Annotated in this window: 25 protein-coding genes; 19 read left to right on the forward strand and 6 right to left on the reverse strand. The window is 67.2% G+C overall.

The window, feature by feature from the left end:
- Positions 1 to 36 precede the first annotated feature (36 nt).
- From WFK61_RS04780 to WFK61_RS04810, 7 genes are all read left to right on the forward strand, one after another.
- Positions 37 to 1,014 (forward strand): ABC transporter permease, encoded by a 978-nt coding sequence (locus tag WFK61_RS04780; RefSeq protein WP_336810382.1) that lies wholly within the window; start codon positions 37 to 39, stop codon positions 1,012 to 1,014.
- Entirely contained in the window at positions 1,011 to 1,919 is a 909-nt protein-coding gene (locus WFK61_RS04785; protein ID WP_336810383.1) for an ABC transporter permease, read from the forward strand. Before WFK61_RS04780 ends, WFK61_RS04785 begins: the two co-directional genes overlap by 4 nt.
- Complete coding sequence (locus tag WFK61_RS04790) at positions 1,916 to 2,908, forward strand: ABC transporter ATP-binding protein (protein WP_336810384.1); 993 nt, start codon at positions 1,916 to 1,918, stop codon at positions 2,906 to 2,908. The genes WFK61_RS04785 and WFK61_RS04790 overlap by 4 nt, the downstream gene beginning before the upstream one ends.
- Positions 2,905 to 3,969, forward strand: coding sequence for an ABC transporter ATP-binding protein (locus tag WFK61_RS04795; protein WP_336810385.1), 1,065 nt, complete (start codon positions 2,905 to 2,907; stop codon positions 3,967 to 3,969). The genes WFK61_RS04790 and WFK61_RS04795 overlap by 4 nt, the downstream gene beginning before the upstream one ends.
- Before the next feature lie 54 nt (positions 3,970 to 4,023).
- Positions 4,024 to 4,899, forward strand: a complete 876-nt coding sequence (locus WFK61_RS04800) for an alpha/beta hydrolase (protein WP_336810386.1) — start codon at positions 4,024 to 4,026, stop codon at positions 4,897 to 4,899.
- 197 nt (positions 4,900 to 5,096) lie between these two features.
- Complete coding sequence (locus tag WFK61_RS04805; protein ID WP_336810387.1) at positions 5,097 to 5,738, forward strand: outer membrane protein; 642 nt, start codon at positions 5,097 to 5,099, stop codon at positions 5,736 to 5,738.
- A gap of 167 nt (positions 5,739 to 5,905) precedes the next feature.
- Positions 5,906 to 6,589: a response regulator transcription factor gene (locus WFK61_RS04810; protein ID WP_336810388.1), complete on the forward strand. Its 684-nt coding sequence runs from the start codon at positions 5,906 to 5,908 to the stop codon at positions 6,587 to 6,589.
- A 182-nt stretch (positions 6,590 to 6,771) separates the two neighbouring features.
- Here the strand turns inward: WFK61_RS04810 and WFK61_RS04815 are convergent, their stop codons facing one another.
- On the reverse strand, positions 6,772 to 8,100 hold the full coding sequence (locus WFK61_RS04815) for a HAMP domain-containing sensor histidine kinase (RefSeq protein ID WP_336810389.1): 1,329 nt from the start codon (positions 8,098 to 8,100) through the stop codon (positions 6,772 to 6,774).
- Between the two features lie 186 nt (positions 8,101 to 8,286).
- Here WFK61_RS04815 and WFK61_RS04820 point away from each other — a divergent pair, with 186 nt between their 5' ends.
- Positions 8,287 to 8,967 carry an EipA family protein gene (locus WFK61_RS04820; protein WP_336810390.1) on the forward strand — a complete coding sequence of 227 codons (681 nt, stop codon included), beginning with the start codon at positions 8,287 to 8,289 and terminating at the stop codon, positions 8,965 to 8,967.
- Between the two features lie 13 nt (positions 8,968 to 8,980).
- Here WFK61_RS04820 and WFK61_RS04825 read toward each other — a convergent pair whose 3' ends face one another.
- From WFK61_RS04825 to WFK61_RS04840, 4 genes are all read right to left on the reverse strand, one after another.
- Positions 8,981 to 9,664, reverse strand: coding sequence for a lysophospholipid acyltransferase family protein (locus WFK61_RS04825; RefSeq protein WP_336810391.1), 684 nt, complete (start codon positions 9,662 to 9,664; stop codon positions 8,981 to 8,983).
- Between the two features lie 105 nt (positions 9,665 to 9,769).
- Entirely contained in the window at positions 9,770 to 10,894 is a 1,125-nt protein-coding gene (locus tag WFK61_RS04830; RefSeq protein ID WP_336810392.1) for an amino acid ABC transporter permease, read from the reverse strand.
- 1 nt (position 10,895) lies between these two features.
- Positions 10,896 to 12,068, reverse strand: a complete 1,173-nt coding sequence (locus WFK61_RS04835; RefSeq protein ID WP_336810393.1) for an amino acid ABC transporter permease — start codon at positions 12,066 to 12,068, stop codon at positions 10,896 to 10,898.
- Positions 12,069 to 12,155: 87 nt separating this feature from the next.
- Positions 12,156 to 13,178: an amino acid ABC transporter substrate-binding protein gene (locus WFK61_RS04840; protein ID WP_336810497.1), complete on the reverse strand. Its 1,023-nt coding sequence runs from the start codon at positions 13,176 to 13,178 to the stop codon at positions 12,156 to 12,158.
- A 202-nt stretch (positions 13,179 to 13,380) separates the two neighbouring features.
- Here WFK61_RS04840 and WFK61_RS04845 point away from each other — a divergent pair, with 202 nt between their 5' ends.
- The 11 genes from WFK61_RS04845 to WFK61_RS04895 all read left to right on the forward strand — a co-directional run bounded on the left by WFK61_RS04845 (position 13,381) and on the right by WFK61_RS04895 (position 22,949).
- A complete protein-coding gene (locus WFK61_RS04845) occupies positions 13,381 to 14,919 on the forward strand; it encodes a sensor histidine kinase (protein WP_336810394.1) in 1,539 nt (512 codons plus the stop codon).
- Positions 14,916 to 15,521, forward strand: a complete 606-nt coding sequence (locus tag WFK61_RS04850) for a response regulator transcription factor (protein WP_336810395.1) — start codon at positions 14,916 to 14,918, stop codon at positions 15,519 to 15,521. The genes WFK61_RS04845 and WFK61_RS04850 overlap by 4 nt, the downstream gene beginning before the upstream one ends.
- A gap of 282 nt (positions 15,522 to 15,803) precedes the next feature.
- A complete protein-coding gene (locus tag WFK61_RS04855; RefSeq protein WP_336810396.1) occupies positions 15,804 to 16,295 on the forward strand; it encodes a GlcG/HbpS family heme-binding protein in 492 nt (163 codons plus the stop codon).
- Positions 16,296 to 16,377: 82 nt separating this feature from the next.
- Positions 16,378 to 17,067 (forward strand): ankyrin repeat domain-containing protein, encoded by a 690-nt coding sequence (locus WFK61_RS04860; protein WP_336810397.1) that lies wholly within the window; start codon positions 16,378 to 16,380, stop codon positions 17,065 to 17,067.
- A 143-nt stretch (positions 17,068 to 17,210) separates the two neighbouring features.
- Positions 17,211 to 17,990, forward strand: a complete 780-nt coding sequence (locus WFK61_RS04865; protein ID WP_336810398.1) for a sulfite exporter TauE/SafE family protein — start codon at positions 17,211 to 17,213, stop codon at positions 17,988 to 17,990.
- 157 nt (positions 17,991 to 18,147) lie between these two features.
- Positions 18,148 to 18,909: a GntR family transcriptional regulator gene (locus WFK61_RS04870; RefSeq protein ID WP_336810498.1), complete on the forward strand. Its 762-nt coding sequence runs from the start codon at positions 18,148 to 18,150 to the stop codon at positions 18,907 to 18,909.
- Positions 18,910 to 18,928: 19 nt separating this feature from the next.
- A complete protein-coding gene (locus tag WFK61_RS04875) occupies positions 18,929 to 19,906 on the forward strand; it encodes a 2-hydroxyacid dehydrogenase (protein WP_336810399.1) in 978 nt (325 codons plus the stop codon).
- Between the two features lie 89 nt (positions 19,907 to 19,995).
- On the forward strand, positions 19,996 to 20,799 hold the full coding sequence (locus WFK61_RS04880) for a transporter substrate-binding domain-containing protein (protein ID WP_336810400.1): 804 nt from the start codon (positions 19,996 to 19,998) through the stop codon (positions 20,797 to 20,799).
- Between the two features lie 125 nt (positions 20,800 to 20,924).
- Entirely contained in the window at positions 20,925 to 21,584 is a 660-nt protein-coding gene (locus tag WFK61_RS04885; protein WP_442896264.1) for an amino acid ABC transporter permease, read from the forward strand.
- The gene (locus WFK61_RS04890; RefSeq protein ID WP_257733432.1) at positions 21,584 to 22,237 is read left to right on the forward strand and encodes an amino acid ABC transporter permease; all 654 of its coding nucleotides are present in this window, start codon (positions 21,584 to 21,586) and stop codon (positions 22,235 to 22,237) included. Before WFK61_RS04885 ends, WFK61_RS04890 begins: the two co-directional genes overlap by 1 nt.
- The gene (locus WFK61_RS04895; protein ID WP_336810402.1) at positions 22,218 to 22,949 is read left to right on the forward strand and encodes an amino acid ABC transporter ATP-binding protein; all 732 of its coding nucleotides are present in this window, start codon (positions 22,218 to 22,220) and stop codon (positions 22,947 to 22,949) included. The genes WFK61_RS04890 and WFK61_RS04895 overlap by 20 nt, the downstream gene beginning before the upstream one ends.
- 22 nt (positions 22,950 to 22,971) lie before the next feature.
- Here WFK61_RS04895 and WFK61_RS04900 read toward each other — a convergent pair whose 3' ends face one another.
- On the reverse strand, positions 22,972 to 23,358 hold the full coding sequence (locus WFK61_RS04900; RefSeq protein WP_336810403.1) for a RidA family protein: 387 nt from the start codon (positions 23,356 to 23,358) through the stop codon (positions 22,972 to 22,974).
- Between the last annotated feature and the right edge of the window lie 46 nt (positions 23,359 to 23,404).

The following is a 23,404-nucleotide window of genomic DNA, read 5'->3' on the forward strand; positions in this document are numbered from 1 at the left end:
GGCCCGTGAACCATTGAGCGGAGCCGGTCGAGCATCATGACCGCCTATGTCCTGCAGCGACTGATCCAGAGCGTGCTCGTGCTGCTCGCGGTCTCGGTCGTGGTGTTCTTCGCCGTCTACGGCATCGGCGATCCCATCGAATTGCTCGTCTCGCCCTCCGCCAGCGCGGCCGAGCGCGAGGCGCTGGTCCGGAGGCTGGGCCTCGACCTGCCGGTCTGGCAGCAATATTTCGTCTTCATGGGCAATGCCTTGAAGGGCGACCTCGGCCGCTCCTTCGTGCATGGCGTGCCGGCGATCGAGCTCATCCTCGGCCGCCTGCCGGCGACCTTCGAACTCGTTCTGCTCTCGATGACGCTCGCCATCGTCACCGGCGTGCCGCTCGGGCTCTATGCCGGGCTCGATCCGGACAGTCGCCCCTCGCGCATCATCATGGGCTCAACCATCCTCGGCTTCTCGCTGCCGAGCTTCTGGAAGGGCATGATGCTGATCCTGCTCTTCGCGGTCGTGCTCGGCTGGCTGCCGACGGCCGGGCGCGGCGAGACGGTCTCCGTCCTCGGCATCCAGACCAGCCTGCTGACCCGGGACGGGCTCAGCCATCTCGCCCTGCCGGCGATCAATCTCGCCATCCCCCAGATCGCATTGATGATCCGGCTCGTTGCTGCCGGCACGACCGAGGCGATGACGCAGGATTACGTGAAATACGCCCGTGCCAAGGGCGTGAAGCCGCGTCGTGTCGTCGGCCGGCACGTGCTGCGCAACATCCTGATCCCGGTCGTCACCGTCGTCGGCATCGAGTTCGGCAGCCTCGTCGCCTTCTCGACGATCACCGAGACGGTCTTCGCTTGGCCGGGCATGGGCAAGCTGCTGATCGACTCGGTCTATCAGCTCGATCGGCCGGTGGTCGTCGCCTATGTGCTGCTGGCGACCTTGCTCTTCGTCACCGTGAATTTCCTCGTCGATATCCTCTATGCCGCGCTCGACCCGCGCGTGAAGCTGACGGGAGATATGGCATGAGCGCCCCAGCGAAGGCTCCGGCCATCCCTGACTATGCCGACACGCCGCTCCGCGAGAAGGTACTGCGCCGCATCCGCAACCGGCCAACGACGCGCGGTGCGGCGATCCTGCTCGGCATCATGGTCGCGCTGGCGCTGCTGGCGCCCTTCATCGCGCCGCAGAACCCGCATGATCTCGCTTCGCTCAGCGTGATGGATAACCGCCTGCCGCCGGGCGAGACCGCGATGAGCGGCATGACCTACTGGCTCGGCACGGATTCGCAGGGCCGCGACATGCTGAGCGCGATCCTCTACGGCCTGCGCACCAGCCTGATGGTCGGGCTCACCGCGACGCTGGGTGCGCTCTTCATCGGCATCTCGGCCGGGCTCGTCGCGGCGCAGTTCGGCGGCGTGGTCGATGCCGTGATCATGCGCGTCGTCGACTTCATGCTCGGCTTCCCCTCAATCCTGATCGCGCTCGTGCTGCTCGCCTCGATCGGGCGCGGGGTCGACAAGGTCATCCTCGCCATCGTGCTGGTGCAATGGGCGCAATATGCCCGGTTGATGCGCGCTTCGGCGCTGGTCGAGCGGCGCAAGGAATATATCGAGGCCGCGCTCAATTTCGGCCTGCCGACCCGGCACATCATGATCGCGCATCTGCTGCCGAACTCGGTCGGCTCGGTGCTGGTCGTCGCCTCGATCAGCATTGCCGGCGCGATCACGCTGGAGGCGACGCTCTCCTTCCTCGGCGTCGGCGTGCCGGTGACGCAGCCCTCCCTCGGCCTGCTGATCGCCAACGGCTTCGAGTTCCTGCTCTCCGGCGAATACTGGATCGCGGTCTTCCCCGGCATCGCGCTGGTGCTGCTGATCGGCTCGCTCAACCTCGTCGGCGACCGGCTGCGCCGCAGCTTCAACGTGCGCTCATGACCGATCTCGCGACTGCCCCCTTGCTCGAGGTCCGTGGTCTCAGGACCGTCTTCCACGCGCTGGATGGCGCCTGGCCCGCCGTCGACGGTGTCGATCTCAGCGTCTCGCGCGGCGAGGTCCTGGGGCTCGTCGGCGAATCCGGCTCCGGCAAGTCGGTGACCGGTTTCTCGCTGGTGCGCCTGATCGATCCGCCCGGCGAGATCGTCGCGGGTACCGTGAGTTTCGGCGGCGAAGACCTGCGCGCTGCGACCGAGGAGCGCCTGCGCAGCCTGCGCGGCGACCGCATCGCTATGATCTTCCAGGACCCGCTGATGACGCTGAACCCGGTGCTCAGCATCGGCGAGCAGATGAGCGAGGCGATCCTGGAGCATCGCGACTGCAGTCGCGAGGAGGCGCTCAATGAGGCCGCCAAGGCGCTGGCCCGGGTCGGCATCTCCTCGCCGGAAGCGCGGCTGAAGCAGTTCCCGCACGAGTTCTCCGGCGGCATGCGCCAGCGCGTCGCGATCGCGACCGCCTTGCTCAATGCGCCCGACCTGATCATCGCCGACGAGCCGACGACGGCGCTCGACGTCACCATCCAGAGCCAGATCCTGTTCGAGGTGCAGAAGCTCGCCCGCGAGACCGGTACGGCCGTGCTCTGGATCACGCATGACCTCGCGGTGGTCGCCGAGCTCGCCGACCGGGTGGCGGTGATGTATGCCGGCCGCGTCGTGGAGATCGGGCCGGTCGACGAGGTGCTCGATGCACCGCGCCATCCCTACACGCTCGGCCTGCTCAATTCCTCGGCCGCCAATGTGGCGCCGGGCGAGCGCCTGAACCAGATCGACGGCGTCGCCCCGCGCATCGATGCCCGCCCGAGCGGCTGCCCGTTCCGCCCGCGCTGCCCGCGTGTCCAGCCGGTCTGCGCCGAGCGTGATCCTCAAGCCGTGAGCGAAGGCGCCCGCAGCTTCCGTTGCCATAATCCGGTGCCGGCGGGAGAAGCCGTATGAGTGCCCCGACCAGCGCCCCGATCATCGAACTCAAGGGCATCACCAAGCATTTCCGCCGCAAGCCGACTTTGGCCGAGCGCATCCTGATGGCGACCGGGCGGGGCAAGGCGCCGCCGGTGCTGCGCGCCGTCGACGGCATCGATCTCAGCGTCAAGCGTGGCGAGGTGCTGGGCCTCGTCGGCGAATCCGGTTGCGGCAAGTCTACGCTGGCCCGCGTCGTCACCGGCATCCTGAAGCCGACGACCGGCGAAGTGGTCTACGAGCAGCGGCCGGTGGCCGGCCTGAAGGGCAAGGAGCGGCTCGATTTCCTGCTGAAGGTCCAGATGATCTTCCAGGACCCCTACGCCTCGCTTGATCCGCGCATGAAGGTCAGCCGCATCGTCGGCGAGGCGCTCAGCGTGCACAAGCTCCTGCCCAAGGCCGAGATCGATGGGGCGGTCGATCAGGCGCTTAGCGAGGTCGGGCTCGATCTGGCCTATCGCGAGCGCTATCCGCACCAGTTCTCCGGCGGGCAGCGTCAGCGCATCGGCATCGCGCGGGCGCTTGCCGTCAAGCCGGATTTCCTAGTCTGCGACGAACCGGTCTCGGCGCTCGACGTCTCGATCCAGGCGCAGGTCATCAACCTGTTCATGGATGTGCGCGAACGCCATGGCCTGACCTATCTTTTCGTCAGCCACGATCTCGGCCTCGTCCGCCATATCAGCGACCGCGTCGCGATCATGTATCTCGGCCGCATCGTCGAGGTCGGCACGGCGGCGGAGATCTTCGCCGAGCCGGCGCATCCCTATAGCGCGGCGCTGATCGCGGCGATTCCTTCGGCTGCGCGGCGCAAGCGCGCCTTCCAACCGCTCAAGGGCGAATTGCCTTCGCCCCTGGCGCCGCCGCCGGGCTGCCCGTTCCATCCGCGCTGCGAGCAGGCGATGCCGGTCTGCCGCGAGGTCCGGCCGGTCCTCACCGAGATCGCGCCCGGCCGCAGCGCCGCCTGCCATCTGCACACCAGCATCGGACCGAAAAGTGGAATCCACTTTTCGGAAAAATCCGATGCGATTCCAATAGAATAGATCATCGTTGCCGCGTCCGATCGGACGCGCGATGATCTAGGCTCCGGAGGCCGCATGACCACCAAGACCCTGAATCCGCCGGTCGGGCGCAGCACGCTGCCCTTTATCGACGCGAGCCATCCGGACAAGCCGCTGGAGGTGAATGTCTACCGTCCGGCGCGGCACCAGCCGAACGATCCCGTGATCGTCGTGCAGCACGGCATGCTGCGCAATGGCGACGAGTACCGCGATTTCTGGATCGATGCGGCCGAGCAGCACAACCTGCTAATCGTCGCGCCGACCTTCCCGAACGAGCCTTTCCCGAAGGCCGAGGGCTATAATAATGGCCTTGTCGTCTCCGGCGAGGGCACGATCGCGCCGCGCACCGAGTGGCTCTATGCCGTGCCCGGCCGCGTGCTCGATGCACTGCGCGCTGCGGGCGTGATCGATAAGCCGGTCATCCGTCTCTTCGGCCATTCGGCCGGCGGCCAGTTCGTGCACCGCATGCTGGCGACGGAAGGCGGCGCGCTGTTCCAGGCCGCGATGGCCTCCAATCCCGGCTGGTACACCTTGCCGACGCCGGAGCGGAACTTTCCAGAAGGGCTCGGCGGGCTCGGGCTCGACAAGGCGGCGCTGACGCGCTGGCTCGCCTATCCGATGATCCTCTTCGCGGGGGATCGCGACATCGCGACCGATGACCCGAACCTGCCGGCGCAGGCCGAGGCGCTGGCGCAGGGGCCGCACCGCTATGGCCGCGCCCATTTCATGCTCGATTTCGGCAAGGCGGAAGCCGCGCGCCTCGGCGTGCCCTGCAACTGGCAATTGCTCACGGTGGCCGGCATCGGCCATGACGGGGCAGCCATGTCGCGCGCTGCCGCGTCATACTGGTTCGAGGGCGGCCGGATTCCCCCGGCCGAGGAGCTTGGCAAGCAGGCCGCTCCGGTTCTCTGACCAGCCTCCATCAGGCCTCGCCCGCCCCGGGCGAGGCCTTTTTCGACATCGCTCCGCCCCGGCCGCGATTGCCGCCGGAATGGGCAACCTTGCCGTAATCTTCGCCCGCAATCTGCGCATGCCGGCCCGCTCCGATCCACGGAGCCGAATCGGCTGGCAGATGTGTCGGCGGCGACAGGCGCCGCAAGGAGTAATCGATGTCTCGTATCCTTCCGATGGCCGCCCTCGGCCTGATGGCCCTGTTTGCGTTGCCCGCCGAGGCGGCCGACCGGGCACGGCCGCGGCCCCAGGAATGGCCGACCTATTCGGCGCCGCGCGCCTATAACTGGAACGGCCTCTATGTCGGCGCCCATGCCGGCGGCGCTTTCGACCGCTTCAACGGCGTCAGCAAGAAGAGCCGCAATGAAGTGCTGTTCGGTGGACAGGTCGGCTACAACGTTCAGATGGGCACGATGCTCTTCGGCGTCGAAAGCGACCTGTCGATGAACGGCTTCGGCAAGGGCTCGAAGCGCGGCGGCGGCACCAGTGCCGACATGCGCTATGTCGGAACGCTGAAGGCGCGCGCCGGCGTCACCTTCGACCGGCTGCTCGTCTACGGAACCGGTGGTCTCGCCTATGGCAGCATCAAGGCCAGCGACGGCCTGCTCTCCAAGACGCGCGGCAAGACCGGCTACGTCGTCGGCGCCGGTGCCGAATACGGCATCACCGACAACCTCTCCGCCAAGGTCGAGTACAACTACGTCTCGCTCGGCAAGGACAACTTCCAGCTCGGCAACAGCCGCACGCGGGTCGGCGTCACCGAGCATCTGGTCAAGGCCGGCCTGAACTACCGGTTCTGATTGCAAAGGGTCCGGGCCGGCCCGTCAGCCGGCCCGGTTCGGGTTGCGGTATCGCGCGTGCGTCGCTGTCGCGCCGGCCGCAACCGGTCATGGGTGGAGCGTCATGTCTGGATTTGTCGCCCCTTCTCCGACATGACGTTCCATCCATGCATCACCACGGACGTGACATGCGCGCTTTGATTGTCGAGGACGAGCCGGAGCTCATGTCCTATCTCTCGCTGCTGCTCGGCAATGCGGGGCTGGTCGTGGACCGCACGGACAGCGTGGAGACCGCGCTCGCGGCCCTGCGGACAGCACCCTTCGACATCGCCGTGGTCGACCGGCGCCTGCCCGATGGTGACGGCCTGTCGATCGTGAAGGCCATGGCCACGGCGGAGAACCGCCCGGCTTTTCTGATGCTGACCGCACGCGACGCCAAGCCCGACGTGATCGAGGGTCTGAACGGCGGGGCGGACGATTATCTGGTCAAGCCGTTCGAGCCGGGGGAGCTGATCGCGCGGGTGCGTGTTCTCGCGCGGCGGCGCCATCCGAAGCGCTCGCTCGTCCTCAGCGCCGGCAATCTCTCGCTCGATCTCGAAGGCCGCAATGCCTCGGTCGGGACCGAGGCGCTCGACCTGCGCCGGCGCGAAGCCTTGATCCTGGAGGCGCTGGTGCAGCGAACCGGCCGCGTCGTCACCCGCGACGTGCTGATCGAGGCCGTCTACGGCTTCGACGACCTGATCGAGTCCAACACGCTGGAAGCGCAGATCTCACGGCTCCGGCGCAAGCTTCGTGATGCCGGGGCGGATGTCGAAATCACCTCCCTGCGCGGCATCGGCTATATCCTGAAGAAGGCCGAGCCGGCGCTGTAACTCATGATTTGCACCACCTTTGTCATTCCGGGGCTTCACGCAGTGAAGAACCCGGAACCCACGACTGGGTAGGCCGCGGGCAACCGAATTCTTGGCCTCTCACCCAGTCGTGGGTTCCGGGTTCGCGCCTGCGGCGCGCCCCGGAATGACAAGGGAGCTGCGAAGCTATCAGTTCAATCCGGCTACACCGTCCGGAAGCTCAGGCGGATCGTGGTGCCGCCGCCTGCCGTGTCGCTGAGATCGAGCGTGCCGCCATGAGCGGCCATGATGTCGCGTACGATCGTCAGGCCGAGCCCGGCGCCGGTCGAATGCGGCGACATCCGGTTGAACGGCTCGGTGACCTGCGCGCGCTTGGCGGCAGCAATCCCGATTCCGTCGTCGCTGACCTCCAGCACATTTCCGTCGATGACTTTTACCAGGATGGAGGAGCGCGCCTGCGCATGGCGCAGCGCGTTGTCGATGAGGTTGGCGATCGCCGCGCGGGTCGTGGCTTCGTTGGCCGCGATCAGGACATCCTGCGCGCCCTCTTCCTCCAGAGCGATGCCGATGCCGTTGCTGAGCACGAGCGGCGCGAGATCGGCAAGGACGTCGCGCGCCAGCGCGTTCAGGCGCAGCGGCTCGAACGGCAGGTCGGTGTTGTGCAGGCGGGCGAGCTGCAGCATCGAGGAGACGATGGTGGTGAGGCGGCTGACATCGGTCGTGAGCGCCAGGCGGGCGCCCTCGTCGGACAGTGAATCCACCTTGGTGCGCATCACCGCGAGAGGGGTGCGCAGTTCATGCGCGACATTGTTCATGAAACGCCGCTGCACCTCCATATTGCCCGCGATCTGGTCGAGCGCCGAATTCAGCGCGGTGGTCAGCGGCATCAGTTCGACCGGGGTTTCATCCGTCGGGAGCAGGCCGCGCGGGGCCCGTGGGTCGATCCGGGCGGCGGCCTCGGCCGCGCTGCGCAGCCGGCTCGAGATATAGGAGACGGACATGGCGATGGCGGCGGCGATCATGATCCCGAACACGACCGAGATCGCTGCGGCGGAGCCGGCGATGGCGCGCAGGAAATAGCCGAGGATCACGTCCCAGCCCGGTCGCCCGCCGCCGGTGGCGACGAGGATGCGGCTGCCATCCTGCTCGGCGACGTCGACCGAAAGCGCATCCTCGCCGCCGACCCGCATCTGGGCGGCGATGGTCGGGCCATCCAACCGGATGTCGATCGGCAGGCCCGGCCGCAATTCTGGCGCATACTCGACGACCGAACGTCCGTCCGAGACCAGATACCAGAGCAGCGGGCTGGCCTGCTCGATCTTCAGGAGGCCCGGTGTCTTCTCGACCTGCAGCGCGGCGCTGCCGGACGGGCGCACGCTTTGCCGAATGATCTGGGAGGTGACATCGTTGCGTAGGACGCCCGGGTCCTCGGTGATGAAGGTGAAGGCGAGCACGGCCGCGATGAAGGCGACGAACAGGACGGTTCCGAGCAGCGTCAGCCGGATGGTCAGGGCGCGCGAGAGCGAGGTCATCGCCGGGCATCCGTCAGCCACCGCGCGCGTTTCGACGCAGGGGATATCGAAACGGTTTCAACGTTGCGGGTCGTCACGGAGCCTCTGTATGGGTATGGCTTCTCGGGCCGGGGGCGTCGCCCTGCCGGACGCTGCATGGACCGTATCACCCTTGTCGTTCAACTCCCTCATGGATCCCCTCGCCTGATGCAAGCGCTGCGCGCCATGGCGGGAGAGTTCCGGCTGCGCCGCATGGTGCTGGCGGCCCTGCTCGCCGTCATGTCGGCGCATGTGCCGGCTGCCGGGCAGGGCGTGCCCCGGCGGGAAGACATCCGGCCCGGCCAGCTGCCGACCGCGTCGCGCCATGACATCGCCCGGCTGGTCGAAGGCGTCTTCGACACGGCCTCCAAGACGGTGAGCGTGCCGATCGAGCGTTCGCTCGCGCTCTTCGGCGAGCCGAACGCCTATATCGTCGGTGGCGAGCTCAGCGGCTCCTTCGTCGTCGGCGGGCGGCATGGCAGCGGCGAGTTGCGCTTCTCGGACGGCATCCCGATGCCGGTGATCTGGACGGCGCTTTCGGTCGGCATCGGTCTCGGCGCTGATTACGGGCGGGTGATCATGCTGGTCTACGGGCTCGACCGGCAGGAGGACGTGTTCGGCACCTATGCCAGCCTCGGCGGCAGCGCCCATTTCCTCGCCGGCGCGAATGCGACGATCCTGGCCTCCAGCCGGGCGCGGATCGTGCTGATCTCGTCGGGCCTGGGCCTGAGGCTTTCGGGAGACCTTAGCCGGATTCGGATCGAGCCCGGCGGCGAGCCGGAGACGCTGCGCCCGCCGGCGGATATCTGCGGGGCGCCCGGCGGTTGCGCACCGCCCGGCCGCCGCTGAAGGCAGGCTCAGGCTAGCGCTCCCGGCCGATATTGCGTTGAGCGGTGGCATGGAGCTCGTCCAGGCGGGTCGATATGTCCAGTGCGATCAGGCCGATCTCGCGGTCGTCCGCAGCCTTGCGCACATAGAGAGGCTCCGACCAGAGGACGCAGCCGCGTCCGAAGGGCAGGGCGATGCTGGCATGGTCCCAGTTGTCGAGATCGACCCGCGCGCTGGTGACGGCGGCGAAGAGATAGATCGGCCGGCCGGTGACGCGGGCGAGCTGGACGGCACCCTTTCCCGCGATGCGCGACAGCTTGGGGACATCGGCGGTGAGCATCAGGCTGGTGCCCCGGCGCAGGGCGTCGCGCATCTCGAAGAAGGCCGGGACGGAGCGCTTCGCCATGATCTTGGCCGGGGTTTGCGTGCCGGAGCCACGGATGCTGCGGAAGCCGGCACGCTCGACCACGGTGCTGACGACCGACCCGTCGAAATGCAGCGAGGTCAGGACCGCGACGCGCGGGGCGCCTTCGAGCGCGGCGAAGGTCAGCATCTGCTGGCCGTGCCAGGTCAGGGCTATGAAGGGCTCGCGGTTGCGCTCCCACGGGCGGGCGCCGGGAATGACCGGCTTGAAGCGCGTCGTCCGCCTGACGAGGTCGAGATAGGCATGCAGGGCGCGGCCGGCGAGCGCCGCCGACCGGTCTGGGCTGAAGAGCATCGTCCGATCTCCACGATGAGAATCATCGGGAGTGGTCGGCGCGGCGGCTTGCTGGAACATTGCGCGGGCGCAAAAGCGCCCGCGAAACGGCCCTAAAAGCCCTTCTCAGTGCCGGCCGTGGCTGTGATCGGTCTTCAGGCGTCTTTCGATGAAGCGGCTATAGGAGCCCATGCCGTAGCTGAACACGGCATAGACCAGCGCCGCGAAGATATAGCCCTCCAGCACGGCGATGCCCTGCCAGACCGGATCGCGCATCGCGGAGCGCACCGTGTCGAGGAAATCGAGCAGGCCGATGATGGTGACCAGCGTCGTATCCTGGAAGAAGCCGATGAAGATGTTGACCAAGGGCGGGATCACGATCTTCAGCGCCTGCGGCAGCACGATCTTGCGCATCGACAGCCAGTAGCCGAGGCCGAGCGAGGCTGCCGCCTCGTGCTGGCCCTTCGGCACCGCCTGCAGGCCGCCGCGCACCGTCTCGGCGATATAGGCGCCGGCGAAGATGATGATCGCGACCTGCGCCCGCAGCAATTTGTCGATGGTCACGCCATCCGGCATGAACAGTGGCAGCATCACCGAGGCCATGAACAGGATCGAAACCAGCGGCACGCCGCGCACCATCTCGATGAAGACGATGGCGATGACTTGGATCGCCGGCAGCTTCGAGGAGCGCGCCAGCGCCAGCAGGACGCCGAGCACGAAGCCGAAGGCGAGCCCGACCGAGGAGAGCATGAAGGAGAGCGGCAGGCCGCCCCAGTTCGTGGTGTTGACCACCCGGAGGCCGAAGACGCCGCCATACATCAGCACGCCGCAGATGATGACGACGGCCAGCCAGAGCCAGAGCAGGTGGCGCGACCAGAAGCGCGGGATCATCGAATAGGCCATCGCGCCAAGGAAAAGCAGCACCGCCAGCGCCGGGCGCCAGTGCTCGTCATAGGGGAAGAAGCCGAAGATCATGAAGCGCAGCTTCGCCGCCAGGAACGGCCAGCAGGCGCCGGCACCGGCGGCCGCCTTGCAGGTCTGCGGCCCGCCTTCGACGATGGCGCGGGTGACGAGCCAGCCCCAGGCGCCGGTGACCAGCCGGTAGATCAGCCAGAGGCAGGCGAAGGTGACGACGGCGTTGAAGGGCGAGCCGATATAGGGCTTGAGCAGCGCAAACCAGCTGCGCGCCGGCCGCACCGGCCGTTCGTCGGGGATGGAGGCGAGGGTGTTGAGCTGGGCGGCGTCGGTCATCTCAACGTTCCACCAGCGCGACGCGGGCGTTGTACCAGTTCATCAGCATGGAGATCGTGATCGACATGCCCAGATAGACCAGCATGAAGATGGCGATGCCCTCGATCGCCTGCCCGGTCTGGTTCATCGTGGTGTTGGAGACCATCACGAGATCGGGGTAGCCGATGGCGATGGCGAGTGAGGAGTTCTTGAAGGTCGAGAGATAGGAGCTGGTCAATGGCGGGATGATCACGCGCAGCGCCTGCGGCAGCACGACGAGCCGCATGGTCTGGCGATCGTGCAGGCCGACCGCGCGCGCCGCCTCCCACTGCCCGCGCCCGACCGAGAGAATGCCGGCGCGCACGATCTCGGCGATGCCGGCGGAAGCCGAGAGGCCGAGTCCGACCAGCAGCGCGGTGAATTCCGGCGTGACCTGCAGGCCACCGGTGATGCGGAAGCGCCCCTTTTCCGGCCAGTTCACCGCCATCTCGGGCTGGAAGACCAGCAGGGCGAGAAGCGGCGGGATCACGAGGGCGAGCAGGACGAAGGGCCAGGCCATGCGGCTCTGGCCGGTCGCGACGCGCTTGCGGCGGAAGGACGAGGCGACGAACCAGGCGATGACGATGCCGAGCGCGGCGGCGGCGAGCACGCCGGTATGGGCGGAGGACCAGCGCAGCGACGGCACGATCAGGCCGCCATTGCTGAGGAAGACATCGGGCAGGATCTGCCAGGCGTCGCGCACCGGCGGGAAGACCGCGACGATCAGCGCGTACCAGAGGAAGAGATACAGTAGCAGCGGCACGTTGCGCAGCGCCTCGACATAGACCAGCGCCAGCGTCGAGAGCAGCGGGTTGCGCGACAGCCGGGCGATGCCGACGACGAGGCCGAGCATGCTCGAGAGGATGACGGCGAAGACCGAGACCCAGATCGTGTTGAGCAGGCCGACCAGGATGGCGCGGCCATAGGTGTTGCCGGAATCGTAGGAGATGAAGGACTGGCTGATGACGAAGCCGGCGGGCCGCGAGAGATAGTCGAAGCCGGTCGCGATGTTCTGCGCCGCCAGCTTCCGCGAGACGGTGCCGAAGAGATAGAGGCCGATGCCGACGACGAGAGCGACCGCGACGACCTGATAGAGCACGGCGCGGACGCGCACGTCGTAGAGCAGCCGCACCGGGCTGGAATCGGAGGTGGCCATCGGGCTGTTCCGGGCTGGGGACGCATCGGCCGCACGGAGGCGGCCGATGGTCTCAGGTCAATCGAGGGAACGCACGTTAGGCAGGTCTCACCGGAAGGGCGGGGAGTAGATCAGGCCGCCCTTGTTCCAGAGCTGGTTGGGGCCGCGCGTGAGGCCGAGCGGGGTCTTCTCGCCGAGATGGCGCTCGAAGAGCTCGCCGTAATTGCCGAGCTGCTTGATCGCGTTATAGGCCCATTTGTTGTCGAGGTTCAGCATCTTGCCGAGGTCGCCGTTGACGCCGAGCAGGCGCTGAATCTCGGGGTCCTTGCTCTTGAGCTGCTCGTCGATATTGCCCTTGGTAATGCCGTATTCCTCGGCTGCGATCAGGGCGTTGACCGTCCAGGAGACGATGTCGCGCCAATTGCTGTCGTTCTGGCGGACGACGGGGGCGAGCGGCTCCTTCGAGATCGTCTCGGGCAGGATGACGTATTGCTTCGGGTCGTTGGCGATGGCGCGCACGGAAGCCAGGTCCGAACGGTCGGTGGTGATGACGTCGCAGCGGCCTGAGAAGAAGGCGTTGCGCCACTCGTCGGGGTTCTCGAAGACGACGGCCTCGTACTTGATGTTGCGCGGCTTGAAATAGTCCTCGAGGTTCTGCAGCGTCGTCGTGCCCGGCAGGATGCAGACGGCCGATTGCGAGAGCTCGGCCGCGCTCTTCACGCCGAGCTTGGTCGAGACCATCAGGCCCTGGCCGTCGTAGAAGACGACCGGCGCGAAATCGAGGCCGAGCGAGGTGTCGCGCGAGAAGGTCGCGGTGGTCTGGCGCGAGAGCAGATCGACTTCGCCCGATTGCAGGCCCTGGAAGCGGACATTGGTATTGAGCGGGACGAAATCGACCTTGTCCGGCGCTCCGAAGACGGCGGAGGAAACCGCGCGGCAGACATCGGCGTCGAAGCCCTGGCGGACGCCCTTGTCGTCGGCATAGGAGAAGCCCGGAGCCGTCGGGGAGACGCCGCAGAGCACCTTGCCGCGCTTGCGCACGGTTTCGAGCGTGGCTTGCGCCGAGGCCGGCGCCGCGAATACGGAAAAGGCCGCGGCGGCGAGGCCGAATGCGACCAGTCTGGTGATCATCTTTGGCATAGGCGTTTCCCCTTATGCGCGCCTGTATCGGTGCGTCGACGAGGAGCCTATTGGGGCGTTGTTGTGACCGCAAGAGCGTTCGGGGCTGCGATCGCGGCGGATTTCCTCCCTTGCGTGAAAGCACTTCCTCGCGCTGTGACCGTGACGGCGTCGGTCGCGCGAGGTAGGCTCGGGCTGAAACCGGACACGACCCTTGAAGCCGCGCCTCGCCCCATTCCTGCTCTTGTGGATTCCGCTGGCGCTGGCCGGGCTCGGGCTCGGCGCCGTCGTCGAGTTCATCCGGGCGAGCGATGCGCTCCAGCGCGAGGGAACGACGCTGCACCGCATCGTCTCGCAACGGGCCGAGCAGCACGACGCGCATCTCACCAGCCTAGCGGCGGTTCTCGCCAGCTCGAATGCGGAATCGGCGAGCTTTCGGGCGGTGGTCGAGGCGATGCAGCGCTTCTACCCGCGCATTGCAGCCGTCGAATTGATCGAGACCGTCTCTGCCGGCAGCATGCCACCCAGCCTCGCCGATTTCGACCCGGCAGCCCTGTCGGCCCGCGTGAGCGCGCTGGCGCCGGGGCAGGCCGTCACGCTCGCGAGCCGGTCCGGGGGGCCATTCTATGCCCTGGTCAAGCGCGTGCCGGATGTCGGCCATGGGCCACGGGCGCTGGTGCTCGTCATCGATGCCCGGCTTCTGGCCGAGCCGGAAGGCGGGCTGTCGGATGACGTCGCGCTGAAGCTGAGCGATGCATCCGGGGCCGCGATCCTCCAGCATGGCTGGCCGCTGCAGGCGGGGACATCGATCCCCGGTATCGCCTTCGCGAAGGCTCTGGGCAGCCGATCGCAGCCGCTGATGCTGGAGCTGGCGCGCCGGCCGGCCTTCGCCGAATTGCAGCCGCCGGGCCTGCTGTTCGGCTGGCCGCTTGCCGCGGGCCTCGGACTTTTCCTGCTGCTGGCGGTGCTGCGCGAGCGGCGCGCCAGCCGGCGGGCGCGCGAGGCGGTGCGCCTGCACGAGCATGACGCCCGGCTCGCTCATGCCATGCGGGTGAACACGGTTGGCGAGATGGCCTCCGGCATCGCCCATGAGATCACCCAGCCGTTGACGGCGATCCTGAGCCAGAGTCAGGCGGGCTTGCGGCTCGCCAAATCGGGCGAGGCGGCGCCCGGCGATCTCACCGGCGTGCTCGAGGCCAATGTCCGGCACGCGCGCCGGGCCGGCGAGATCCTGGAGCGACTGCGGGCCTATGTGACGCGCCGCGAGCCGCAGCGACAGCCGCAGGATCTCAACCGGATCGTCCGCAACGTGGTCGAGCTCAGCCAGCGCGACCTGCAGGAGCGGGAGGTCTCGCTGCGGCTGGAGCTGAGCGAGCCCGGCCCGCAGGCGCTGCTCGACCGCGTCTCGATCGAGCAGGTGGTGCACAACCTCGTCCGCAACGCGGCGGAGGCGGTCGAGACGATGCCGGCCGCGCGGCGCGAGATCGTGCTGGCCACGCGCCTCGTTGACGGTGAGGCGGAGATCACCGTGGCCGACGATGGTCTGGGCATCGCGGAGGCCGACATGGCCCGCCTGTTCGAGCCGTTCTTCACCACCAAGAGCAGCGGCATGGGGCTCGGCCTGCCGCTTTGCGAACGCCTGGTCGAAGCGGCCGGAGGGCGGATCGCTGCGCGTAACGGGGCGGAGCGCGGGGCGATCTTCAGCGTGCGCTTTCCGGCATTGGCGGCCGAACTTGGAATGGCTGCGGAATGAAACCGGCGCCGCGCACCGTCTATCTGATCGACGATGATGCCGATGTGCGTGATGCGCTCGTCCTGCTGCTGCGCACGATGGGTTTCGCGCCGCGGCCCTTTGCCGGCGTGCAGCCTTTCCTCGACCGGCCCGATCCGCGCCAGGACGGCTGCCTGGTCGTCGATATCCGCATGCCCGGCACCTCCGGCCTGCAATTGCTGGAGCGCATGGCCAAGGAGGCCGGCGGCATGCCGACGGTGATGATCACCGGCCATGGCGATGTCGCCGCCTGCCGGCGCGCCTTCAGGGCCGGCGCGGTCGATTTCCTGACCAAGCCGATCGACGAGCAGGTGCTGCTCGAAGCGATCGAAGCGGCTTTCGCGGCGCTCGATCAGCGCAACCGGACCGAGGCCGCCCGCGCCGGCCGCGATGCCCGCATGGCGAAGCTCACCCAGCGCGAGCGCGAGATCCTCGATCTCGTCGCCGAGGGGCTGTCGACCAAGGAGATCGCGCGGGCGCTCGACGTCTCGCCGCGCACCGTCGAGACCCATCGCGCTCACATCGCCGAGAAGCTCGGGGCGGGGTCGGTCGCCGAGATGGTGCGCTTCGCGCTGGAGGGATAAGGCGGATCGATTTTCCGCGGAAACACCACGTCATCCCGGGCTTGCCCCGGGATCCATCGTAAGGCTCTGGAGCCCTACGATGGATCCCGGATCGGCGCGGCTTCGCCGCTTGTCCGGGATGACGTCGCGGTTCAATCGAAAACCGGTAGCCATCACAGGCGGGGCTCTCCGTAGGATTACGGAGGCGGCTCCGGCACCGCACCGATCAAAACGCCTGACGGGACCGGCTAGCGTGCGGTCATCGAGCTTACGGCTCGTCCTCGCTCACGTCCCGGAGAGATCATGACCCAGATCCGTTTCGCCGTCGCTGCCGCTGTGCTTGCGCTCGTTCCGGCTGCCGCCGGCGCCCAGGTCCTGCAGGAGCGCAACATGCCGCTCGCCATCGCCCAGGAAATCGCCCAGGCGACCGTCGAGGCCTGCGCCGCCAAGAACTTCAACGTCACCGCGACGGTCGTCGACCGCGCCGGCGTCACCCGCGCGGTGCTGCGCGCCGACCGCGCCGGCCCGCATACCGTCGCCGCCAGCCGTGACAAGGCCTTCACCGCGGCCTCCGCCCGCAACGCCACTGGCGCGATCGCCGAGAACGTCGAGAAGAACCCGGCCGCGCGCAACATGGCCGCGATCGAAGGCTTCCTGCTGCTCGGCGGCGGCGTTCCGGTCAAGGTCGGCGACGAGGTGATCGGTGCGGTCGGCGTCGGCGGCGCCCCGGGCGGCCATCTCGACGAGGAATGCGCCAATGCCGGCATCGAGAAGGTGAAGGCCAAGCTGCGCTGAGCTTGAAGCCGGTTTGAAACAGGGCAGGCGGTTGCGGAAGCGACCGCCTGCCTTTCGTCTATTCGCAGGAAGGAGCGCCGTGATGGCGAGAATGCTGCTCATCGCACTGGCTCTGGTCGCGGCCGCCCTGACCGGACCGGCCGCCGCGCAGACACCGCCCGATGCGGCCGAGTTCGCCGCCTATCGCGGCCTTCACGCTGCGGCGGCCTCCGGCGATATCGCGGCCATCCGCCGCCTTGCCGGAGCCCGCGAGGGGCTTGACGCGCGCGACGGCAATGGTCGCACGCCCTTGCATGTCGCGGCCTTTCGCGGGCAGGTCGAGGCGATCCGGACGTTGATCGCAGCCGGGGCCGATCCCGGCCTGTTCGACAACCAACACTACGACGCCGTCACCATCGTTGCGGTCAGCGACGACGTCCCCGCCCTGAAGGCCCTGCTGGCATCCGGCGCCTCGGCCAAACTCACCACCAGCCGCTATGACGGCACGGCGCTGATCGCTGCCGCCCATCTCGGCCATGACGGCATCGTCCGCGAGCTGATCGTGGCCGGCGCACCGCTCGACCATGTCAACAATCTCGGCTGGACCGCCCTGATCGAGGCCGTGATTCTCGGCGATGGTGGCAAGCGCCATGTCGAGACGGTGCGGGCCCTGCTCGTGGCCGGTGCCGATCGCAATCTGGCCGACCGGCAGGGCGTGACGCCGTTGCAGCATGCCCACTCGCGTGGATACGCCGCCATGGTCGCGCTGCTGGAGGCCGCAGCTCCTCGCTGAAGCCAGCCTGCCTGACTGTTGCGTCGAAGCTGCTGCCGGGCCGCTTCGGCCCCGCGCAAAGCGGCCAAATAGTTTTGCCGGAATGGCTCTAGGCAGATGGCTCGGTCGCGCCCATACGAGGCTGGTCCATTCGCGGGGGCTTCATGACGATCGCTGGGCTGCTGCAGCCCTTCAGCACGGGGCAGGTTGCAGCCTGCATCCTCGTCGTTTTCCTGACGGCGATCATGCGTGGCTATACCGGTTTCGGTTTCGCGCTCGTGGCCGTGCCTTTGCTCGCCCTGATCGCCGACCCCGTTACGGCCGTGCCGATGGTGCTGATGCTGGAGGTGGTCGGCAGCCTGCAATTGCTGCCCGGCCTCTGGCGCTCGGCGCATCTGCGTTCGGTCATGCTGCTCGTCGCCGGTGCGCTGCTGGCGACGCCGATCGGTCTCTATGGGCTCGCTGCGCTCCCGGCCGACGTGATGCGCCTCATCATCGCGCTGGTCGTGCTGGCGACGACCTGCGCCTTGGCCGCCGGGCTGAAGGCAAGCCGCGAGCCGGGCGCGCCCGCGACCTTCGGCGTCGGCATCCTGTCCGGCCTGCTCAACGGCGCCGCCGCGATGAGCGGCCCGCCCGTGGTGCTGTTCTATCTCAACGCCCAGACGGCGATGCATGTCGGGCGGGCCTCGATCATCCTGTATTTCCTGCTCTCGGACGCGGTCGCGATCGGCTTTGCCGGAGCGTCCGGGCTTCTGGTGACGTCCACGGCGCTGCTGGCGGCGGTAACCATTCCCGCGCTGTTCCTAGGACAGCTGATCGGAACGCGCCTGTTCCGCTCGGCCTTGCAACGCCACTACCGCCTCGTCGCGATCGTGATCCTGCTCGCCGTCAGCGGCTTCGCCATCGCGCAGTCGGTCCATGCCCTGTGGGGAAGCGGCGGCTAGAACGCGCTGACGGACCAGTCAGCTTAAGCCGCCCTCGCGACGCTACTGCTGCTCAAGCCCTTCCGGGTCAGAAATAGCTTCTTGTAAAATTTCACAACATGTCTACGCTTCTTCCCAACGGGCGCCGGTCAAGAGCGCCCTCATGGAGGAGACCGGGATGGCGCGCAGCGCGATCCAGCCGCGACAGGCAGAGGTCGAGGAGGCGCCCGCGCCGAAGCGGCGCAACCGCGTCAACCTGTTCGAACTCGCCTATGAACGCATCGAGGCGATGCTGATCACTTGCGAGCTGCCGCCGGGCCGCTTCCTGTCGCTTCAGGACCTCCAGGACATGACCGGCTATGGCCGCACGCCTGTCCATCACGCCGTCAACCGGCTGGCGGCGGATACGTTGATCGTCGTGCGCCCGCGACATGGCTTGCAGATCGCGCCGATCGATCTGGCGCGCGAGCGCGTGCTGCTGCGGCTGCGGCGCGATCTCGAGCGCTTCGTCATCGGGCTCGCGGCCGAAAGGGCAGGCCCCTCCCATCGCAACCAGTTCCTGCATATCGAGCGATTGCTGCGCGAACGCCGGGACAGCCTGAGCCTAGCCGATTTCAACACGCTGGACCGCCGGATCGACGAGACGGTGCTCTCGGCCGCTGCCGAGCCCTTTCTCCAGCATACGCTGCGCCCGCTGCACACGATCTTCCGGCGCATCGGCTTCATCTATCACAGCGCGATGCCGCAGCGTGTCGCGCTTTCGGTTTCGATCGACCACCACATCGCGGTGCTGAACGCCATCGCGGCGCGCCGGGCGGATGAGGCTGTGGCCGCCTCCGACGCGCTGATCGGCTTCGTGGACGGCATGTTCGACGAGATGGAAGCGGGCATCGACCCATCCCTGCTGGATTGCAGGGTCGAGCCGCTGCTGACGACCTGACGGAAGGGACCACCGGATCATGCGCATTGTCTTCCACGGCGAGAATGCCGCCTCGTTCAGTCACGGCTTTGCCGGGCTCGTCGGCGACAAGGCCGAGATCAGGCTCCTGCCCGACAATCTGGAGGCCGCCGCTGACCGGCAGGCCTATGCCGAGGCCGAGGTGATCGTCGGCGTGAAATTCGATGCCGGCCTGCCGAAGCCCGCCGGGCTCAAGCTCTTCCATGTGCCGGGTGCCGGCTACGACATGGTCGATCTCGGTGCGCTGCCGGCTTCCGCCGCGGTCTGCAACTGCTTCGGCCATGAGCAGGCCATCGCCGAATACGTGATGGCGGCGCTGCTGGCGCGCAACATCCCGCTCGCCGATGCCGACCGGCGCCTGCGGCAGGGCGACTGGGCCTATTGGGCTGGTGCGCCGGAGCGCGTCCATGGCGAAATCGCCGGCCAGACCATCGGCCTCCTCGGCTTCGGCCATATCGGCAAGGCGATCGCGGCGCGGGCCAAGGCCTTCGAGATGAAGGTGCATGTCGCCAATCGCAGCGCCGTCCCCACCTCACCGCTGGTCGACCGTGCCTTCACGCTCGATGCGCTGGCGGAATTCTGCGGCTCGGTCGATATCGTCGTGGTTTCGGTGCCGTTCACCGAGGAAACGCGAGGCATCCTCGGCACCGCAGCCTTCGCCGCGATGCGGCCGGGCGCCGTGGCCGTCAATGTCGGGCGCGGCCCGACCATCGACGAGCAGGCGCTGTTCGACGCCCTCAAGGCCGGCCGGATCGGCGGGGCGATCATCGATACCTGGTATCGCTACCCCAGCGCTGGGGACAGCACGCCCCTGCCTGCGAATCTGCCTTTTCATGAGCTTTCAAACGTTTTAATGACGCCGCACATGTCCGGATGGACCAGCGGCACGATCAGCCGCCGGCAGGGGGTCATTGCCGAGAACATCAAGCGCCGCTTCGCCGGCGAACCGCTCGTCAACGTCGTGCGCGCCAGCGCCTGACAGCCGATGCGCTGACCCGTTTCTTCCCAAACCGGCCGCCAGAAGCCGGGCCATGACAAGCGGCAAGGCCGCAGCAGAGGAGACACAAGATGAATATGCTCAAGCATCTCCGGATTGCCGGTACCTTGCTCGCGCTCGGCGCCGGCATGCTCGCAGCCGGCCAGGCCTCGGCCCAGACGGTCACCGACATCATCAAGCGCGGCTCGGTGAAGATCGGCGTGCTGATCGGTGCGCCGCCCTACGGCTCGGTCGATTCCCAGGGCAACGCCATCGGCTATGACGCCGATGTCATCGCGCTGATCGGCAAATATCTCGGCGTGAAGGTCGAGCTGGTGCAGCTGACGCCGCCGGCTCGTATCCCGGCGCTGGAAGCCAACAAGGTCGACTTCCTCGTCGCCACGCTGGCGCCGACGCCCGAGCGTGCCAAGGCGGTGATGTTCTCGATCCCCTACAGCGCCTTCCAGACCGGCATCTACGCCAAGAAGAACGTCCCGATCAAAACCTGGGCCGATCTCAAGGGCATGAAGGTTGGCGTCAACCGCGGCTCCAGCGTCGAGCGCGAGTTCACCAACCGCGAGAAGGAACTGAACCTCACCATCCTGCGCTTCGAGGACGACGCCACCACGATGCAGGCGCTGTTCTCCGGCCAGGTCCAGGCCATTGCCGGCCCGGACGCGCAGGCCAACGCCGCCATGAAGGCGCGCGGCGAGACCGAGACCGAGCTCAAGTTCGTCTTCGGCATGCAGCCGAACTCGATGACCATGCGCAAGGACGCCTATGAGCTGCGCCAGTGGCTCAACAACTTCATCTACTACGTCAAGCAGAACGGCGAGCTCGACGCGATCGCCCAGAAGTGGGTCGGCAGCCCGCTGCCGCCGCTTCCGACCTTCTGATCCGCCTTTTCCACCGGATCTGCCGAAAAGCCGGCGCGCCCCGTGCGCGCCGGCGACCCTCGACCTACCCCTGAGGCCGAAGGAGCGGGCCATTGCTCTTCCAAGACGTCTTTTCCAAATGGCCGATGATCCTGAACGGGGTCTGGCTCACGATCGTGCTGTCCTTCGTCGCGATCGGGCTCGGGCTCGTGCTGGCGACGGCGTTGACCGCATTGCGCAGCCTCGCCGGCAGCTGGGCCGGCTATATCGTCGACGCCTATGTCGAGCTGATGCGCAACACGCCGTTCCTGGTGCAGCTCTTCATGATCTTCTTCGGGCTGCCGCAGATCGGCATCCGCCTCAACGGGCTCGAAGCCTCCCTGCTGGCGATGACGCTCAATCTCGCGGCCTATGCCACCGAGATCATCCGCGCCGGCGTCGATTCTATCCATAAATCGCAGATCGAGGCCGGGCTCGCGCTCGCCATGACCCGATGGCAGGTGCTGAAGCATGTCGTGCTGCAGCCGGCCTTCGCCCGGGTCTGGCCGGCGCTGTCGAGCCAGTTCGTGCTGATGATGCTGGCCTCCAGCATCTGCTCCTTCGTCTCGGTGCAGGAACTGTCGGGCACGGCGGCGATCATCGAGCAGGACACGTTCCGCTCGTTCGAGACCTATATCGTCGTCACCGTGCTCTATCTGGTGTTGGCGCTCTCCTTCAAACTCTTCCTCAACTGGCTCGGCCGGAAGCTCTTCCCGCAGGTCTCGGGCCTCGCCCGCCTCACCGAAGCGCATGGGGAGGCCGCCTGATGCAGACCTTCGGTTGGCCAGAGGCCCTCTTCATCCTGCGTTCCGCCGGCTGGACGCTGGCGCTGACCGCGATCGCCTTCTTCATCGGCGGCGCGATCGGGGGCGTGTTCGCGATCATGCGCCTGTCGCGCATCCGCTGGCTGCGCCGTTTCGCGGCCGGCTACATTCTGGTGATCCAGTCGATCCCGGTGCTGATGGTGCTGTTCATGAGCTATTACGGGCTCTCGGCGCTGGGCATCGAACTGCCGCCTTTCCTGGCGGCGTCGGCCTCGCTGTCGATCTATGTCTCGGCTTATCTCGCCGAGATCTGGCGCGGCTCGATCGAATCCGTGCCGCGCCAGCAATGGGAGGCCTCGGCCTCGCTGGCGCATACGACGGCGCAGACCTACCGCCATGTCATCCTGCCGCAGGCGATCCGCATCTCGCTGCCGCCGACGGTCGGCTTCCTCGTCCAGCTCGTGAAGAACACCTCGATCGTGCAGGTCGTCGGCTTCGTCGACCTGATGCGCGCCGGCATGCTGGTCAACAACGCGACCTATCAGGCCTTCCAGATCTTCACGCTGGTCGGGGCGATCTATTTCGCGATCTGCTTCCCGCTGTCCCGGCTCAGCCGCCATCTCGAAAAGGTGATGAATGCCAGCCGTTCTCATTGAAGACATCCACAAGAGCTACGGCTCGCTGGCCGTTCTGAAGGGCGTCTCGCTCAGCGTCGAGGCCGGCCAGGTCGTCGCGATCATCGGTCGCTCGGGCTCGGGCAAGTCGACCCTGCTGCGCTGCATCAACGGGCTCGAGACGTTCCAGTCCGGCAAGATCGAGGTCGCCGGCCACACGATGACGCAGGACCCGACGAAGCTGCGCGAGCTGCGCAAGGATGTCGGCATCGTCTTCCAGAGCTACAATCTGTTCCCGCATCTGACGGTGGGGCAGAACATCATGCTCTCGCCGCGCATCACCAAGAACGTGCCGCAGGCGCAGGCCCTGGCGCTCGCCAAGGAGGTGCTGGCGCAGGTCGGCCTCTCCGAGAAGTTCGACAGCTATCCGGACAATCTCTCCGGCGGCCAGCAGCAGCGCGTCGCGATCGCCCGTTCACTCGCCATGCAGCCGAAGGTGATGCTGTTCGACGAGGTGACCTCGGCGCTCGATCCGGAGCTCACCGGCGAGGTGCTGCTGGTGATGGAGAAGCTCGCCAAGGGCGGCATGACCATGTTGCTGGTGACGCACGAGATGAGTTTCGCGCGCAACGTCGCGGACACCACCATCTTCATGCATCAGGGGCTGATCTGGGAGAGCGGGCCGTCGAAGGAAGTCTTCGCCAATCCGCAGACGCCGGAACTCGCCAATTTCGTCAAGGCGGGCGCTCACTGAGCGCCCGTTGGGGACGGCCGGCTCAGTAGACGGCCGTCGCCTCGACCTCGACGAGGAATTCCGGGCGGCTGAAGCCGGAGACGATCACCAGCGTCGAGGCCGGCTTGACCGGGCAATCGGCCAGTGCCTCGTCGCGCGCCTTCATATAGGCCGGCATATGCTTGCGGTCGGTGACGAAGGCGTTGAGGCGCACGATATTCGCCATCGACAGGCCGCCTTCGCGCAGGATTGCGGCGATGCTCTCGAAGCAGATGCGGGCCTGCTCGCCGGCATCCTCCGGGACGCTGCCGTCGCTGTTGATGCCGAGCTGGCCCGAAGTCAGCAGGACGCCCTGTGCGTCGGCCTTCATGCCGTGGGAATACTGCCCGAAAGGCGGGGCGAGCGAAGCGGGCGTGAGCGGCTGTTTCATCTGACGATCCAAGGCTTGAGGCCGTATCAGGTCTAAAGCAAGCGGC

The sequence above is a fragment of the Allobosea sp. MMO-172 genome (assembly GCF_037147855.1).
Lineage (GTDB): Bacteria > Pseudomonadota > Alphaproteobacteria > Rhizobiales > Beijerinckiaceae > Allobosea.